At 59.5% G+C, this 16,187-nt stretch carries 8 protein-coding genes; 7 read left to right on the top strand and 1 reads right to left on the bottom strand.

What is annotated here, in order from left to right:
• On the top strand, window positions 1-97 hold a 97-nt coding region (locus KHU33_RS11290; RefSeq protein ID WP_211462952.1), incomplete at its 5' end, for an integrase core domain-containing protein.
• A gap of 93 nt (window positions 98-190) precedes the next feature.
• On the opposite strand, the gene KHU33_RS11285 is transcribed toward KHU33_RS11290, so the two are convergent.
• Entirely contained in the window at window positions 191-802 is a 612-nt protein-coding gene (locus KHU33_RS11285) for a hypothetical protein (protein ID WP_211462950.1), read from the bottom strand.
• 731 nt (window positions 803-1,533) lie between these two features.
• On the opposite strand from KHU33_RS11285, the gene KHU33_RS11280 reads away from it, so the two are divergent.
• The 6 genes from KHU33_RS11280 (at window position 1,534) to KHU33_RS11255 (ending at window position 16,130) form a co-directional block, all read left to right on the top strand.
• Window positions 1,534-2,139: a lytic transglycosylase domain-containing protein gene (locus KHU33_RS11280; RefSeq protein WP_211462949.1), complete on the top strand. Its 606-nt coding sequence runs from the start codon at window positions 1,534-1,536 to the stop codon at window positions 2,137-2,139.
• A 529-nt stretch (window positions 2,140-2,668) separates the two neighbouring features.
• Window positions 2,669-3,811 carry a sensor histidine kinase gene (locus tag KHU33_RS11275; protein WP_211462948.1) on the top strand — a complete coding sequence of 381 codons (1,143 nt, stop codon included), beginning with the start codon at window positions 2,669-2,671 and terminating at the stop codon, window positions 3,809-3,811.
• A 148-nt stretch (window positions 3,812-3,959) separates the two neighbouring features.
• Window positions 3,960-5,459, top strand: coding sequence for a multicopper oxidase domain-containing protein (locus KHU33_RS11270; protein WP_211462947.1), 1,500 nt, complete (start codon window positions 3,960-3,962; stop codon window positions 5,457-5,459).
• Window positions 5,460-5,469: 10 nt separating this feature from the next.
• Window positions 5,470-7,095: a multicopper oxidase domain-containing protein gene (locus tag KHU33_RS11265; RefSeq protein WP_211462946.1), complete on the top strand. Its 1,626-nt coding sequence runs from the start codon at window positions 5,470-5,472 to the stop codon at window positions 7,093-7,095.
• A 16-nt stretch (window positions 7,096-7,111) separates the two neighbouring features.
• Window positions 7,112-15,691, top strand: coding sequence for an Ig-like domain-containing protein (locus KHU33_RS11260; protein ID WP_211462945.1), 8,580 nt, complete (start codon window positions 7,112-7,114; stop codon window positions 15,689-15,691).
• 115 nt (window positions 15,692-15,806) lie between these two features.
• A complete protein-coding gene (locus KHU33_RS11255) occupies window positions 15,807-16,130 on the top strand; it encodes a hypothetical protein (protein WP_211462944.1) in 324 nt (107 codons plus the stop codon).
• Window positions 16,131-16,187 lie beyond the last annotated feature (57 nt).

Here is a 16,187-nt window from a genome sequence, read left to right as displayed (position 1 = left end):
GGCGCAATCCGTTCGGATCTACAACCGGGAACGGCCGCATACGGCCCTGAAATACAAAACGCCCGATGCGGTGCATCGAGCGTTTGTGTTGCAATAAAACCTGTCAACCTATTTTAGGACTGGACACAGGCCAGAAATCGGTTCGCCGTTGCAGGGCGCTTGTTCTTTTGCGCCCTGCATGCAGATTAAATTACTTCATCTCTGCGGAGTGTGCCTCGGCAAACTGGGTGAAATCCAGTTCGCTGCGGTATCTGGACCACACTGTGAGCGTTACCATCGCAGCAAATCCTGCGACGATCAGGGCCGGGTAGGCGGCCAGCAATTGCACCAGCGAGTATTTCCAGGCCAGTGGACGGCCGACACCCAGCATTGCGGCGTAAAACCAGGATACTGCCGACACTGCTCCGGCGAAAATTGCCAGCATGCGCTGGTTGAACGCCATCTGCAGCAGCGAACCCGCCTTTTCCATGGCTGGCATCACCGCACTGTGGAGAACGAAGCCGTTAAGCGTCAACAGCGCCACGATGGTCAGTTTAGCCTGCATCTTGGGATTGGCAAAATACGTAAATCCTTTGGCAGAGACGTCAAGCCAAACGATTGCAAACCCGGTTATCCATAACGCAACGAGTGCCAGGGAAACCGTCTTTTTAAGGGAGTTCAAATGAGCAGCTTCCTGCTTTTCTGCAGTGTCGCCTTTAATGAGTTGATTGACCATGGCGATGTCACTGGTGAGAACAAGACCGATAGCGACACAACAAGCGATAAGGTGAAGATAAACGATACTCAGGCGAAATAATTCCATTGGGAATCCTTATTTAAATTGTGAAAATAATAGTTTGAGAGTCCCTCTTTATTTTTACAAATTCTTACAAAGTATAAAGTGGTGTTTTTCTAACTTCTCAAGAAAAGACGATAATTAATATTGCGAATTTAAAACTGTTGCGAATAGTTGTTAATTCCATCAAATGGGAATTGAGGCATTCGATCTCCTTTTAAGAATAGTGAAATACCCGGGCTAACAGGGCCTATTCACTAGGGGGATTCATCAAAAAACTGAGCGTGGAAATATATTGGCTCAAGAACAAAATTGCCGGCACGGAATGAAGATAAGCACGTGCCGAAAAATTTTGAAGAGTATAGCGCGATTTAGTTCAAATTAATTTCGGCTATTAACTTGATGAGTTTTTTTATAGAAACTATTATTGCTTGATTATTATCTGATATTTGAATATTTCAATTTCATGTGAGTAATTAATTTCTTATGATTGCTAATTAATATTTATAATATTTCAATTTCAGGATATTAATTATTGATTTATTTTTATTTAAATATGTTTATCGGATATTAAGGATGTTAGATAGGAATCGATATTCTCAACGGATGCAATATTAAGCAATATTTTGAAATGGTTCTCATTAACTACTCCAAAGAAGAGGGTAATAGGTGGTAATAGTACCCATGCCTGAATAGGGGTTTGCATCAAGTTCTTTGCTTGGGGTTTTAGCTTATATCTTTGCTATGGGGGGGCAAAGATGAAAAATAAAATACCATCACCCGTTTTTCTGCTGTGCTGGGCGGCGCTGTTAATCGCGCCGGATACGGCATGCGCCCAGGTGTATACCGGCGTGAGCGCAGGGGGGGCAGTTATTCTGTCTAATTTCAGCAGCCCTGAGGCGACGGAGTTATTGATATCGCCTTCAGAGGCAGGCAACGCGGCAGTCGATTCTGCCGCTGCACCGATCGAAAATATTTCTGCAATTCCCAAGGCTTTCAAAAACATGGTGGAGGATGCTGCGCGTCAGCATGGCCTTGACCCTAATCTGCTGCACGCCATGATCCAGGTCGAATCAGGTTATAACCCACGCGCCTTATCTCCGAAGGGGGCGCGCGGGTTAATGCAGTTGACGCCTGCAACTGCCCGCCGGTTTGGTGTTTCAAATGCATTCAATCCGCGAGAAAACATTCGTGCCGGTGCCGAATACATCCAGTGGCTGCTTAAATTATTTCAAGGCGATATAAAGCTCGCGCTGGCCGGCTATAACGCCGGTGAGCAAGCTGTGATCCGCGCCGGTTACCGGATTCCGAATTACAGCGAGACGCAGAAATATGTTCCAAAAGTGCTGGCGAATTACAGATAAAGGCGGCATTGCAAACCGGCGGCAGGGCCGGCGCATTCACTGCGGCTTTTAGCCGCGCTTGCAAATACGCAGCATCGCCGCGCTGGATATATTTTTTTCAGGTCATATCGACCTAACGATTGTTCGCCTAAACTAAATTTTAGTCGGACATACCCTACCGGATTCTGCGGGTGTTCATCCAATGACGGCTAGTGCCGGATGAATCAAAGTGGTAGGTATGAGCGAATGCCATAAAAAGTCCGAACGGAACAGGCATTCCACAGGGAGAGCTGGCATGCTGGCCTATCGTCGTGTAAATACGTCTTGGTTATCTGTGGCTGAATTGTGCCGCACCCATCCGCGTGCTGACGCTCTGATCGGCAGCGCTGTCTCGCTTGGCGTGATCCGAAGCGCCGTCTCAACCTCTATTCATCATCGCATTCATCAATCGGCACTCCAGCCTCGCTTCCTGGCGCCGCGGCTTCGATGGTAGACGTCCGCGGGTCGGCAGGAGGCGCTCAAATAAGAAAAGCCTAGAGGGAGTACGGCTATGTTGAAATTGCAGCAGGTGCTTGGCGTGATGCGGAAAATGCGCAGCGAGATCGAATTGTCGGAGCCGCAATTCGGCGAGCTCACGGACTTGTTCGGGATTTCGTCGCTTGTCGTCGATAACTTGGGCGTCATTTCCAGCATCAATGACAGCGCTGCCGAGATGCTCGGGTTCAAAGTGGCGGAACTGCTAGGCACGATGCTGATGCGGCTGGTTGTGGACGGCGGCAGCGCCCTCAGCAATCTGCTCAGTCAAAGCAGCGGCGTGTTCGAGCCATTCGACCTGGTTTTGCATGGCCGCAGCGGCCGCAAGAGTGCGGTGTTTGTGGTGCCGGTTCCGATCGATCATGGCGACGGCGCGACGCGTTCTATCTTGCTGGTCCTGACAGAAAAAGCCAAGCGCCAGGCTTCGTCGCATACGCTGCAGCACTCCGAACTGGAACTTCAGCATTTTGCCAATCGCCTGATTGTCGCCCATGAGGTCGAGCTGAAACGTGTTTCGTCGGAATTGCACGACGGTATCGGACAGGTGCTGGCGATGATCAAGTTCATGGTCGAAGACGCCTCGCGCAGGCTGAAACAGGGCAAGGTGCAGGAGGGCGGGCACATTCTCGACGAGACCGTGCAGCGCCTGCGCGACGCGATGGATGACGTCAGGCGCCTTTCCAGCGAGCTGCGGCCCAGCACGCTCGATGATCTGGGTTTGATTCCGACCATAGAAGGGCATTGCCGCAAATACGAGGATGCCTACGACAACATAAAGCTGGAACGCCATCTGAACGTCGAGGAAGCGGAGATTCCAGCGCATCTCAAGTCGGAAATCTTCCGCATCGTCCAGGAGGCGATGAACAATGCCGCCAAGCACGCCTGCGCCTCAACGGTCGCGGTCTCGATGCTGAGCGATCACGGCAACCTGATCCTGGGCATTCGCGACAACGGTATCGGCTTCGACGCCAAGCAATTTGCAGGCGGGCCGGTCAACCAGCAGGGTATCGGCTTGCGCAGCATGCGCGAGCGGGCGGAGTCTACCGGCGGTTTTTTTGCGATCAAATCCGCACCCGGCAGCGGCACCACGGTGGAGGTTCGCTGGAAGCTCCATTCGGTGGTGATGCGCGGGGGGACCAACGGCATGCAGTCGAATTGATGAAGTCATGGCGCCGCAGCACGGAGCGCAATGATATTGGGATGGCGCTGGGTTGGACAGAAAAATGGGAGTCGGCGACCACGGTTGTAGATGAAGTAAACGGCGAGGTTCCGAGCGCATGGCGCTGGCGGAACATGATGGAGGTCATATGTTCAGCACACAGTTATTTAGCCGCGGCTTGTACGCGCTGCTATTGGTATTCTTTGCATCGCCGGTATACGCCCAGTCGTTCCGGGTGCAATGCCCGACCAGCACGGTGCTCCATCCTGCCGTCGCCACGGCGGGTGTCAGCGGCGCCATCAAATGCCAGCAGATTTCGGGTGGCGACGGTTACTCCACGATGGGCGACGGCAATCAGACCTATATGTTCTCTTTCGGTCCCTTGTCCGGCCTGGCCGACATCAGGAACGGCATGCCGGGTACGCAGCCGGCGTCGGTGTTCAACACAATCGGCGATCCGGTCGGCGATCCGACCTTCAACGGCGCGGTCGGCCTCACCCCTGATCCGGATTCGATTCCCGCCGGTCAGATTACCGGCCATGTCGATCCGCGGCCGATCATGGATATCGGCGTCATGAACGGCAACATCCCGGCGCCGACCATGGCGATCGACGAGGATGACGAATTCTATCTGACCCTGACCAACGTCGGCATGATCATGCGTCCCGACCTGTTCGAGAAGCACACCGTGCACTTCCACGGTTATCCGAACGCCTCCTCGTTCTATGACGGTGTGCCGGACGCTTCGGTCGCCATCAATATCGGCGCCAGTTTCACTTATTACTACCTGGCGCCGGAAGCGGGCACCTATTTCTGGCATTGCCACATCACGCCGCCGGAACACCTGCAGATGGGCATGGTAGGCCAGATCTATGTGCGGCCGCGCCAGAATCGGGTGGCCAGCGGCACGCTGTATGCCGGCTTGCTGGCGCAACAGGGTGATGCGCGCACCAGGTGCGCTGGCGACATCCTGTGCCCGGCGCCGCTGCCGCCGGTTAATACAACCACGCATCTCAACAACAAATCTGGCACGCCGACACTGTACGCCTACAACGACGGCGACGGTTCGACCGCCTATGACGTCGAGTATCCGGTACAGATCCACGGTTTCGATCCCAACTTCCACTTCGTCGGCATGACCTTCAATCCAGAGGCGTTTACCGACATGAAGGACAAGCACTTCCTGCTGAACGGGCGCAGCTACCCGGACACCGTGACGCCAGGCCCGATGTCGACCGAAGTGTCGGACGGCACGCAGCATTTTTCGCAGCCGCTGCCGACCATCATCAATATTCCGCTTGGCGGCAAGGCCTTGCTCAGAATCTCGGATCTCGACGTTACCGAGTTCCAGACGCTGGCCTCGCTTGGCATCCCGATGCACGTGATCGGTTTCAACGCACGCTTGCTGCGCGACTTGTCCGGCAACGACCTGACCTATAACACCAACTCGATCACGCTCGGCGGCGGCGAGTCGATCGACGTCATCCTGGACGCCAGCGACACCGTCAACCACCCGGTCGGCGCGGTGTATTACCTGTACACGCCGAACCTTGATCACCTGTCGAACGATGCCGAGAATTTCGGCGGCTTGATGACTGAGGTCCACATCTGCAACAGCGTGAACCCGACCACCAAGTCCTGCGTCTAGGAGAACAGCCGTGAGCCACATAATCGACAACCATCGGAGCGCGAAGTTTGCGCGGCTCGCCGCGCCGTTTTTGCTGCCCTTGCTGCTCTTGCTGCTCTGTCCGCCGGCGGTGCAAGCCGCCGCTCCGGGCATCACGGGGACGACATTCAATCTGAATGCGGCGGACAGCACTATCAGCCAGCCCGACGGCATGAACGTCTATTCCTGGGGCTACGGCTGCAGCACGGCGCCGTCCGGCTTTTCGCCGGCAGGGATGCCGGGGGCGGCCTGCCCGAGCATGCAGGTGCCGGGGCCGACCCTGATCGTTCACCAGGGCGACAGGGTGACGCTGGTACTTACCAACAACCTGCCGGCCGCGGCAGGCAATACCTCGATCCTGTTCCCCGGATTCAATGTCTGCACCGCCGTCATGAACCCGGACGGATCTTGCCCCGCCACGCCAACCGGCGTACCTGGCCTGCTGACGCGGGAAGCGGCGCACGGCGGTTCGGTCACCTACAGCTTCATCGCTAGCACGGCGGGTACCCATAGCTACTACAGCGGCACCCAGAGCGACCTGCAGATCGAGATGGGACTGTACGGCGCGATCATCGTGTTGCCGACCGCAGTGCCGGCCGGTTGCCGCGCCGTCGCCGCGACATTGCCGGACGGCCAGCCCGACTACCGCAACGCCGCAGCGGCTTACAACCACAGCGCCAGCTGCTACGACCGCGAGTACCTGTTCCAGTTCGCCGAGATGGATCCGCGCATCCACTCCCAGGCGCAGCAGCAGGCTGGCGTGGCGTGCGCCCAGTCCACCGGTTGCATGGTGGTCGAGACCGAGCCCTACCACCCAGCCTATTTCCTGATCAACGGCCGCTCCATGCCTGACGACATGGATCCGAACTACGCGGTGCAGTACCCGCACCAGCCGTACAACGGCAATCCGCACATGCATCCCGGCGAGCTGGTGCTGTTGCGGGTGATCGGCAACGGCCGCTGGCAGCATCCGTTCCACGAGCACGGCAACCACGTCCGCATTCTCGCCCGCGACGGCAACCTGCTGCTCAGCCAGACCGATCCGACCAAGCCGGCCGGACCGCTGCTGTTCACCACCACCACCACGCCGGGCCTGGCGATGGACGGCATCTTCTACTGGACCGGCAGAGGGCTGAACTGGGACGTCTACGGCCATACCGCCGGCGCGCTGTACACCGACCAGGCATTCCCGGCTTACCTCGGCAAGCCGGTGGTCTGCATTCCGGACGCCAACGGTTATTACACGGCGGATCCGCTCGCGCCTAACTACTACGAGTGGTGCCAGGATCACGACAAGCCGCTGGAGGCGCATGCGTTCGGGGCGGTCGGCAGCGGCGGCCCGGTGACGCTGCCCGATGCGAACATCCTGACCGACGGTTTTTGGTATGGCGGCAGTCCTTATCTCGGGCCGGATGCGACCGCCCGCGCTGTCGGCCCCGCGAGTTCTATTCCGCCCAACAACACGCAGGCTAACCCGTCGAAGAGCGAAGCAGGCTTTGCCTTCATGTGGCACTCGCACAATGAACGCGAGATCACTACCAGCAATATCTTCCCGGGCGGCATGATGATGATGATGCTCGTGGATCCGCAGGCTTTCTTGATAAACGAAGCCAATTAGAAGCAGGAGAAATGCGATGAGAACCAATCAGGTCAAAGCCATGCTGTCAGGCTTGGTCAAGGCAGGACTAGCGGCATCGATGTTAGTCATGGCGAGTGGCGGGGCCTTCGCACAGAGCGTCAATCTGACGGCGCGGGCCGCCAACGCCACGCTCCCGGATGGACAACTGGTGCCGATGTGGGGTTACGCCTGCAGCGCAGTTGCGGTGGCGCCTGCCACTTGCGCTGCCGCTAACCCGAACGCCGGGGCAGCCTGGTCGCCGGTGGTGATTACCGTGCCGCCGGGAGCCCTGACCATCAATCTCACCAATAGCCTGCCGGCCAGCGTGCCGACTTCGCTGGTGATCGTAGGGCAGCTGGGCGGCGGCCTGGGAAGTACCGCAACCAGCACGCCAAGCCCTACGCATTCGGCGAAGACTGCGACCACCTGGCCCGTCGCTAACGCGGTGTTAACCCCGCCAGCAAAGTTCACGCCGCCGGCCCAAGGGCCCCGGGTGCAGTCGTTCGCTACCGAAGTAGCGTACGGCATGACCCAGTCCATGACCTGGAATAACCTCAAACCCGGCACCTACCTGATCGAGTCGGGCACGCATCCTTCGATTCAGGGACCGATGGGCCTGTACGGCGTGCTGGTGGTAAGGACTCCTGCCAACGGTCCTGCCCAGGCCCAGGCGTATCCCGGTATCGGCTACGATGCCGATGTGCCGCTGCTGCTGAGCGAAATCGACGCTGCGCAAAACACCGCTGTGGCGACGGCAGTAGCGACTACCGGCTTCAGCGAGACAGCGGTATGGTCGGGCCAGCCCGGCGGCTGCGGCAATCCGGCCTCGCCGACTTTTCACACCTGCTATCCGCCAGCCGTGAATTACGATCCGCGCTACTACCTGATCAATGGCGTCAGCTTTGACCGCGGCAACGAAACCAGGTCCGCCATTTCGATTGTCGCTCCTGCCGCTACCGGCCAGGTTTTGCTGCGTTTCGTCAACGCCGGCCTGCGCATGCATGTGCCTGCTGTGGTCGGCGCGCAAACCGGCAACCCGGCAGTTTCCGGCTTCTCGCTCATCGCTGAAGACGGCAATCCGTTGCCCGGCATGCACAGGGTCCAGAGCGAAGTATTCATGGCCGCCGGCAAGACCTACGATGTGATGATGAATGCCCCGGCTGCGGGGGGCCTGGCGCTGCCCGTGTTCGACCGCCAGCTCAGCCTGTCCACCAACAATCAGCGCGACGGCGGCATGCTGGCCTATGTCAGCGTCAACGGCGGCGCGCTGCCGGTGGCGGCCGGCACCCAGAATGCGATTGCCAATCCTGACAATTACTTCCTGGTCCCTGGCAATACCCTGACCGTCTCGGATCCTGCCAAAGGCGTGATCGCCAACGACATCCGGGTCTACGGCGTCAAGGTGGCGACGCCGCCTGCCGGCGGCGTGCTCACCTTGAATCCGGACGGCACGTTTACCTATGTGCCGAATGCCGGCACCGTCTCCGACAGCTTTACCTATATGGCGAACGGCAACCCGGCGATCACGGCGCAAGTGACCCTGGCCGCCTGTACCGCCGCCTCCGGCTGCCTGAGCGGCGCGCCGATTGCCAACAACGACAGTTACACCAGCTACGTCGCCTCGCGGCTGCAGATCAGCCCGCCCGGCGTGCTGGGCAACGATAAGGATCCCGGCGGACATCCCTTGCATGCCTCCGCCGCCACCAATGTCGTCGGCGGCACTGTGACCCTGAACCCGGACGGCTCTTTCAACGCGGCGCCGGCGACCGTCCCCAGCGGCGCCTCTACCGCGACGGTGTCATTCCAATACACAGCAATCAATTCGCAGAACACCAGTTCGGCTCCGGCCACCGTGACTGTGACATTCAAGGGCGGCAGCGGCCTGGTCGTCAAAGTATTTGACGCGCCCAGCGTGAAGACGACGACTCCGGTTCAGCTCAACGACTACCGCTGGATCATCGAGGAAGACCGCACCTTCCAGATCGACCCCGCATGCCAGGTGAACTCCGCCACGCGGCCGGCCACTTGCCCGCCCATGCCGGTGCCTAGCCTCGGCGCCAGTTTCCATGTCAGCTACATGCCGGTAGTGGCTTCCGGCTGTGTCGGCAAAGTCGCTTGCGAGGCAGGGCAGACGGTGTTCGACCCGGTCAGCAATGCGCACGTGCCAGCCGTGTGCGACATCGGCAACGGCACTTGCCGTACCACCGCTGTGCAACAGGTCGCAGTCGACCCCAGCCAGGTCGCTCTAGACCCGGCCAAGCATTACTACATCTCGATTTTGCCGGGCGACGCCGGTAACTCATTCAGTAGCGGTGCAGGCGCTCCGAAACCGGTCGATCCAAGCAACCCGACCGGGCCGCAGCGACAATTCAGCATCGCTCTGGATTGCTCTTCAGGCCCTGGCGGCGCGGATTTTGCACCTGGAAGCGGAGCCTGCGGCCACAGCATGAGCGGCGCACCGATCGCACCCGCCATGAAAACGGTCAACGTGCTGGTGCCGCAAACGCCGATGCAGACTGCCAAGATCTCGGTGTTTGTGTTCGAGGATGACGCCCCTCTGAATGGTGAATTCGACGTCAGCGGCGGCATCGCCACCGCTGCCTTCGGGACAGCCCGCGAGCCCGGATTGGGAGGGTTTGAGATCAAGCTTTGGGACGATGCCGGCGCCACCGGCGACCCGACCGGACAGATGAGCTACGACATGTTCAACATGCCGCTATCCAACTCCCTGCAGGGAATGATCGATCCCTCCACCGGACTCAATGCCTGCCCGATTTCAGCGTCGACCGACGGACTGGTCGGCATGATTCCAACTTGTCCGAAATACGAGTCGGATGGCAAGACCTTCTCGCCCCTGGTCGGGCAGGCCATCATTGCCAACCTGATGCCCGGCAAATACGCTGTGGTCGCCACGCCGGCAGCCGATCGTATCGCCCGGGGAGAGGAGTGGCACCAGACCAACACGCTGGACGGACAAAAATCCCATGACGCTTTCATCAAGATAGGCGGGCCAGCCTACTTCCAGGAGTTCGGCCCGGCCGGCTTCCACGTCGTCATCGGCTTCGCCAATCCGAAAATCATCAATGACCGCCGCACCAATGCGCAGGCAACCGGGATGTGCGACGCCGCCCCATCCGGCAGCGGCATCTCGTGCACCAATTCGGTCACGGGCAGGATCACCAATCTGCACTACAGCCGTCCGCCTAACGAACATCTTTACGGCAGCGGCTCGCGCAGCTCCTTGAGCTTCACCCAGTGCTATGTCAGCCTGGGCGATCCGGACGGCGAGGATATTGCCTTCACCAAGTGCGACGCCGACGGCAAGTTCAGCTTCAGCGGTATCCCCAACGGCACCTTCAGGCTGACCGTGCTTGACCAATGGAACGACCAGATCGTCGACGGCCTGGCGACGGCGGTGCAACTGACGGGGAATCAGGTGAAAGACGTCGGCGATCTGCCGGTGCTGCAATGGCACACCAATCTCTACACCCGGACCTTCATCGACCTCAACGGCGACGGCGTGTCCCAAGCTGACGAGCCCGGACTGGGGCTGGTGCCGACCATCGTCCGCTTCCGCGATGGCAGCATTTCCAATTTCGGCACCACGGACCTCAACGGCTATGTGCCGTTCAACGAAGTGTTCCCCTTGTTTAACTGGTATGTGGTGGAAGCCGACACGACGCGCTTCAAACAGACCGGCGTGCACACGGTGTATGACGCCGGCGGCCCGCCGGACGGCACCCCTGGCGGCGGCGCCTCGACCATCGCCGCGAACTTTGCCAACACGCTGGAATCGGCCACGGCCCATCTCCCTGTAGCGCAACGGGTACCGGGTGCGGTGTATTGCGACAATGCGGACTGCACCGGCTTTTCGATCCAGAACGGCCCCGGCAGCAGTGCCGCCAATCCGTCCACCGGCAGCATCCAGCCGCCGTCGGTGACCACGGTCGGCTGGCAAGGCTTCTCCGGCCAGAGCGCATTCATCGAGTTCGGCAAGACGCCGTTCGCGCCGACTGAGAACGGCGGCATCAAAGGCGAGGTGATTTACGCCTCGACCCGGCCATTCGACGATCCCACGTTGCTGATCCACACCAAGTGGACGCCGAACGTGCCGAACGTGACCGTCAACCTGTATCAGAAGAACACGGCCCCGGACGGCAGCGCTACCTTGACGCTGGTCGATACCACCCAGACCAGCAGCTGGGACGATTGGGCCCAGGGTTTCCGCTCGGACGGCGTGCCCAATATGAACTGTCCGGGCCAGGAAAGCACCGATCCCTTCTTCTTTACCTTGAAGGGCACGACCCAGTGGCTCGATCCGTCGCACCGTGCCCTGCCAGCAAATGGCCAGTTCAAGTGCTATGACGGCATGCATGCTTTCAACCAGCTGCAGCCTGCGCCTTTCGACGGGATGTATCATTTCCCCAGCGTGACGGCCACCAGTACAACCACCGGCAAGCCGACCGCCAGCAACTGTACCGTTTGCGTCGCCAATCCGAGCGGTGACGGCACCGTCATGCTGCCCGCTGGCAAGTACGTGGTGGAAATCATCGTGCCGCCTGGCTATGAACTGGTGAAAGAGGAAGACAAGAACATCCTCATCGGCGACAACTACATTGCACCGGTGACGCAGCAGTTCGCCGGCATCGGCAACATCTTCATCGTGCCCGACCAGGCCGCGGTGAATTCCTCCTATAACCAGAACAATGCGCAGAATCCGACCCAGGATCTGGGCTCGACTACTTTCCCCCGGCATGAGGGCGACACCGGCAGTGTCGAAGCCTTCTGGCCCTGCGTCGGCGCACTGCGCATCGTGCCCGACTATATGAGCTTGTTCCCGGGGGCACAGGAAGTAGCGCCGTTCGCGGGGGCTTCGCGGCACCTGTGCGACCGCAAGGAAGTGCAGCTGGATAACCAGATGACGGTGCTGGCGAAATTCTGGGTGTTCAGTTCCGCCCACGTCGCAGCGCACTACACTGGCTTCATGCTGGACGATTTTTCTTCCGAATTCGATCCGTACTCGCCGCAGTTCGGCGAGAAATTCGCGGTTCCGAACGTGCCGATCTCCTTCAAGGATTTCGCCGGCAATGAAATATCCCGCACGTATTCCGACCAGTGGGGCATTTACAACGGCTTGAATTATTCGACCTGGCAAGTCAATCCGCCGAATCCAACCGGCTACGCCCCCACCATGATGGTCGTCTGCATGAACGACCCAGGCCCGATCCCCGATCCGGCGCACCCTGGCCAGACCATGCTCGACCCCTTGTTCAATCCGGCCTACAGCCAGTTCTGTTACGAGATTCCGTTCATGCCCGGATCGACCCAGTACATGGATACGCCGGTGGTGCCGGTCTCGGCCTTCGCCGAAGGCTACAACCCGCCTGACTGCGCCTATCCGGACGCTACACCTGCCATTTCGACAGTGGCTGGCGATACGCTTGCCGGCGGCGGCGCCGGTCCCTGGGTCAAAGTGGCGGGTAGCGTACTGACGATCAACACGATCAATAACACCGGTGACGCCACGGTACTGAACCATGCCTACTCCGGACCTTCAGCCACCACGGCGCCCTACAACCAGAAGTTCATCACGCGCCACTATGGTTTCGGCGCAACGCAGGGCAGCGGATCGGTAACGATTGGCGGCGTCAATGCGACGGTGACCTCATGGAGCGATACGCAGATCAAGGTGCTGGCGCCGTTGTTGAGCCCGGCGCAGTCGAGCTGCCCGATCCAGCAACGCGGCACGCTGCTGCCGGCCACTTGCGGCGAGCTGGTGATCACGGCCGGCAACGGCAAGAAATCGATCGACACGGTTACCGTGACCATCGGCGGCAACACGCCGACTTACATCAATGGCGAAAATGCCGCGGGTAACGCTATCCAGAGCGCGATCGACAACGCTACCCCAGGCGACATGCTGATCGTCGGCCCGGGCACCTATAGCGAAATGCTGCTCATGTGGAAGCCGCTCCGCCTGCAAGGCGTAGGCGCTGCCTCCGTGACGGTCAACGCCAACACCCACCCCTCGGGCAAGATGGATCCTTGGCGGCGCCAGGTTGACTGTCTGTTTGGCGTGTCACTCAACGGTGGCGTGATTTCATCGGGCAACCCTTATGACCCGACCGGCACATACTCTTGTGCGCCGACCATGCAGCGCAAGGTGGATGGGATACCGGGTGAGCCTGTTATCAGTTGGGACAGTAACCTTAACGGCAATCTGGGCGAGCTCCTGATAGAACCCACGCTGCTGGGCGCATATGAAGGCGCAGCCATCACGGTCCTGGCAAAAGGAGCACGGGACGTGCTGGTAGGCGGCGTGCTGCAAGCCGACCCCAACTGCTTCGGCACGACTGACGACGCCGTCTGCACGCAGCTCACTTTCCCTCCCAGCAACGCGGATTGCACCAACTATCCAAGCGACTTCTTCTGCAACCCGTCGCGCATCGATGGCATCACTTTCACCAATAGCTCTCAAGGCGGCGGCGGCATCTTCTTGCACGGCTGGAACCACTATACGGAAGTCTCCAACAACCGGGTCTTCGGCAATGCCGGAACGCTCACCGGCGGCATTACCGTTGGCCTGGTGGAGGTTCCGCCCGGGACCATGTCTGCGGATGGCATCACCCAGTTACCGTTCGAGTACAACACCCATGTGAACGTGCATCACAATGCGGTCATGTTGAACGCTGCCTACGGCGACGAAATCAACTCGACCACGCCGTCCTCGGCCGGCGGCGTCACCTTCTGCTCGGGCGCCGATAACTACCGCTTCAACTACAACTGGGTGTGCGGCAACATGAGCAGCGGCGACGGCGGCGGTGTCGCGCACTTCGGCTTCAGCTATAACGGCGACATCTCGCATAACTGGGTCCTGTTCAACCAGAGCAACAATCCGACCTTGCCCACCTACGGCGGCGGCATCATCGCCCAAGGCGTGCCCCCGGACGGTACTTTCTGCGAGAACTCGGTGATCGACATGGACTGCGCGCCGGAGCTTGCCGACGGCGCCGGGCCCGGGCTGATGATCGACAGTAACCTGATCGTCGGCAATACCGCCGAAAGCGGTAAAGGCGGCGGCCTGCGGCTGCAAAGCATCAACGGCACCGACGTCCAGCGCAGCCCTCACAGGCCGAATGACTGGTATAAGGTCACCGTCACCAACAACATCATTGCGAATAACGTCGCCGGCTGGGCCGGAGGCGGCGTCTCGCTGCAGGATGCGGTGCGCGTCAACATCATCAACAACACGATCGTTTCCAACGACGCGACTGCTTCGGCAGGAGTACTGTTCAACACGGCCGCAGCCACCCAGGCCAATGTAGGCCCACCGCACTGCACCACAGTTGGCGCGGACACGACCTGCAGCCCGACCACCACCTCGCAATATGAGCCGGCAGGTCTGGAGACGGCGCGCAACACGCCAAACCTGATCGCGGCACAGACCGGCGTTAATTGCTCTGCCAACCCGGTGCCGAGCGCGTGTTTCTCGAACCCGGTGCTGACCAATAATCTGTTCTGGCAGAACCGCTCGTTCTATATCACCGTTGGCGGCCCTAATCCAGCAATACCGGGCTTGCAAAACCTGGTGACGCTGAATCCGGCCTTGAACCAGGCCGGCCATCAAACGGGCTATTGCGACCCTAACGCGGTCTACTGGGACATCGGCGCCTTTGGCGACGGGGGGCCGAGCGACCATGGCTCGGGCTTGGCGCTCAGCCCGCGGTACTCGATCCTGACTGACGCCGCCGACTATCCGGGGGCACACAACCTGGGCGCCAATCCAGGCGTTGTCAGTCAGTACTGCAACGGTTCGCGGGTGCCGCCGGAAGGTGGCGGCAACGGCTACGCCGTGCCTCCAGGCATCGCCGATGCGGTCCTGCCCAACCCCTTGTTCACCTTGATGCCTGCGGCAACGCCGGATGAAGGCAACCAGTGGATCAATATGTTCTACGGACCGCTGTCTTTGTCCAATACGACCGTCGCATCCGGGGCTCCCGGCTACGGTGCGCCGCTTGGCAACTACTCCATTGCGGCGGGGTCGCCGGCGATCAATACCGCCACCGGGGTCAATGCGCCTCCATATGACATCTTTGGCACCAGAAGGCCGCAAGCCGGCGGCTACGATATCGGCGCGGTCGAGTTGGCGGTAGCGCCCGCCCCGATCGCAAATGTAACGCCGATCGCATTGGCGTTCGGAAATGCAGTGCTCAATAACGCAACGCCGGTCGCATTGCTATTCCGAAATACGGTGGGCGATAAAGAAAAAGATAAATTAACGTCGATCTCCTCGCTGTTCCAAAATGCTGGGATCAATATGACCAGAGAGTCGCGAACCCTGATGCTGCACAACACCGGAAACGCCGCACTGAAGGACATCAGCCTGACATTCACCGGGCCGTTCGCCCGGGCGACGCCAGGCGGCTCCTGCCATGCGGTCCTGGCCGCCCATGCCAGGTGCACGATCAATGTAGTGTTCGCGCCGACTGCGGCGGGTACCGCGAGCGGAACCTTGGTCATCAAGGCTAACGTCCCTATCTCGGGTTCACCGGTGCGTCTCACTGGAACCGCTCGACGCAAGGGTGTTAAAGCTTAGGTGATGCTGCCCGCGGGAGGAACCCGGCGGGCAGTCTGGAAATCTTCCGCTGGTGGGCCGGGTGCGATCGGCACCCGGCTGTCATCGACGGCAACGTGTTTGAAGGAGAAATAGCATGAAACTCTATCTGCTCGTTCCTTGGTGCGCAGCAGTTGCTTTGCCGCTGGCGGTCACGGCCGAACCACCGGTGGATGAAGCAGCACTCGGCGAAATGGAAGCCATCGTTGCCCGATGCGGCCAAGTCAATCCGACCGACAGCGCCAAGTACAAGGAATTGCTGACGCCCTTGATTTCCGATATGCCTGATGCAGACATTGAAGCTGCACGCAGGACTGAGGCGTATCGGCAGGCCTATGAGGCTATCTCCGAGCAACTAAGGAAGGCAACCAAGGATGAGGTGGTAGCGGCGTGCGCCGACGCCCTCGCGGCAAATAACTAGCGCAAGAGGGGCCAACGTCGCCAACGTGGCCAACGTGGTCAACAGGGAAAAACATGA

Origin of the sequence: Collimonas silvisoli, from assembly GCF_018305005.1 — a bacterium.
Taxonomy (GTDB): Bacteria; Pseudomonadota; Gammaproteobacteria; order Burkholderiales; family Burkholderiaceae_D; genus Collimonas; species Collimonas silvisoli.
The sequence above is the reverse complement of the archived record's forward strand: the minus strand, read 5'-3'. Positions and strand labels throughout refer to the sequence as shown.

Excerpts from the sequence above, each read along its gene's own strand:
- KHU33_RS11280 (WP_211462949.1), top strand. The coding sequence starts at position 1,534 with ATGAAAAATAAAATACCATCACCCGTTTTTCTGCTGTGCTGGGCGGCG.
- KHU33_RS11275 (WP_211462948.1), top strand. The coding sequence starts at position 2,669 with ATGTTGAAATTGCAGCAGGTGCTTGGCGTGATGCGGAAAATGCGCAGC.
- KHU33_RS11255 (WP_211462944.1), top strand. The coding sequence starts at position 15,807 with ATGAAACTCTATCTGCTCGTTCCTTGGTGCGCAGCAGTTGCTTTGCCG.
- KHU33_RS11260 (WP_211462945.1), top strand. The coding sequence starts at position 7,112 with ATGAGAACCAATCAGGTCAAAGCCATGCTGTCAGGCTTGGTCAAGGCA.
- KHU33_RS11270 (WP_211462947.1), top strand. The coding sequence starts at position 3,960 with ATGTTCAGCACACAGTTATTTAGCCGCGGCTTGTACGCGCTGCTATTG.
- KHU33_RS11285 (WP_211462950.1), bottom strand. The coding sequence starts at position 802 with ATGGAATTATTTCGCCTGAGTATCGTTTATCTTCACCTTATCGCTTGT.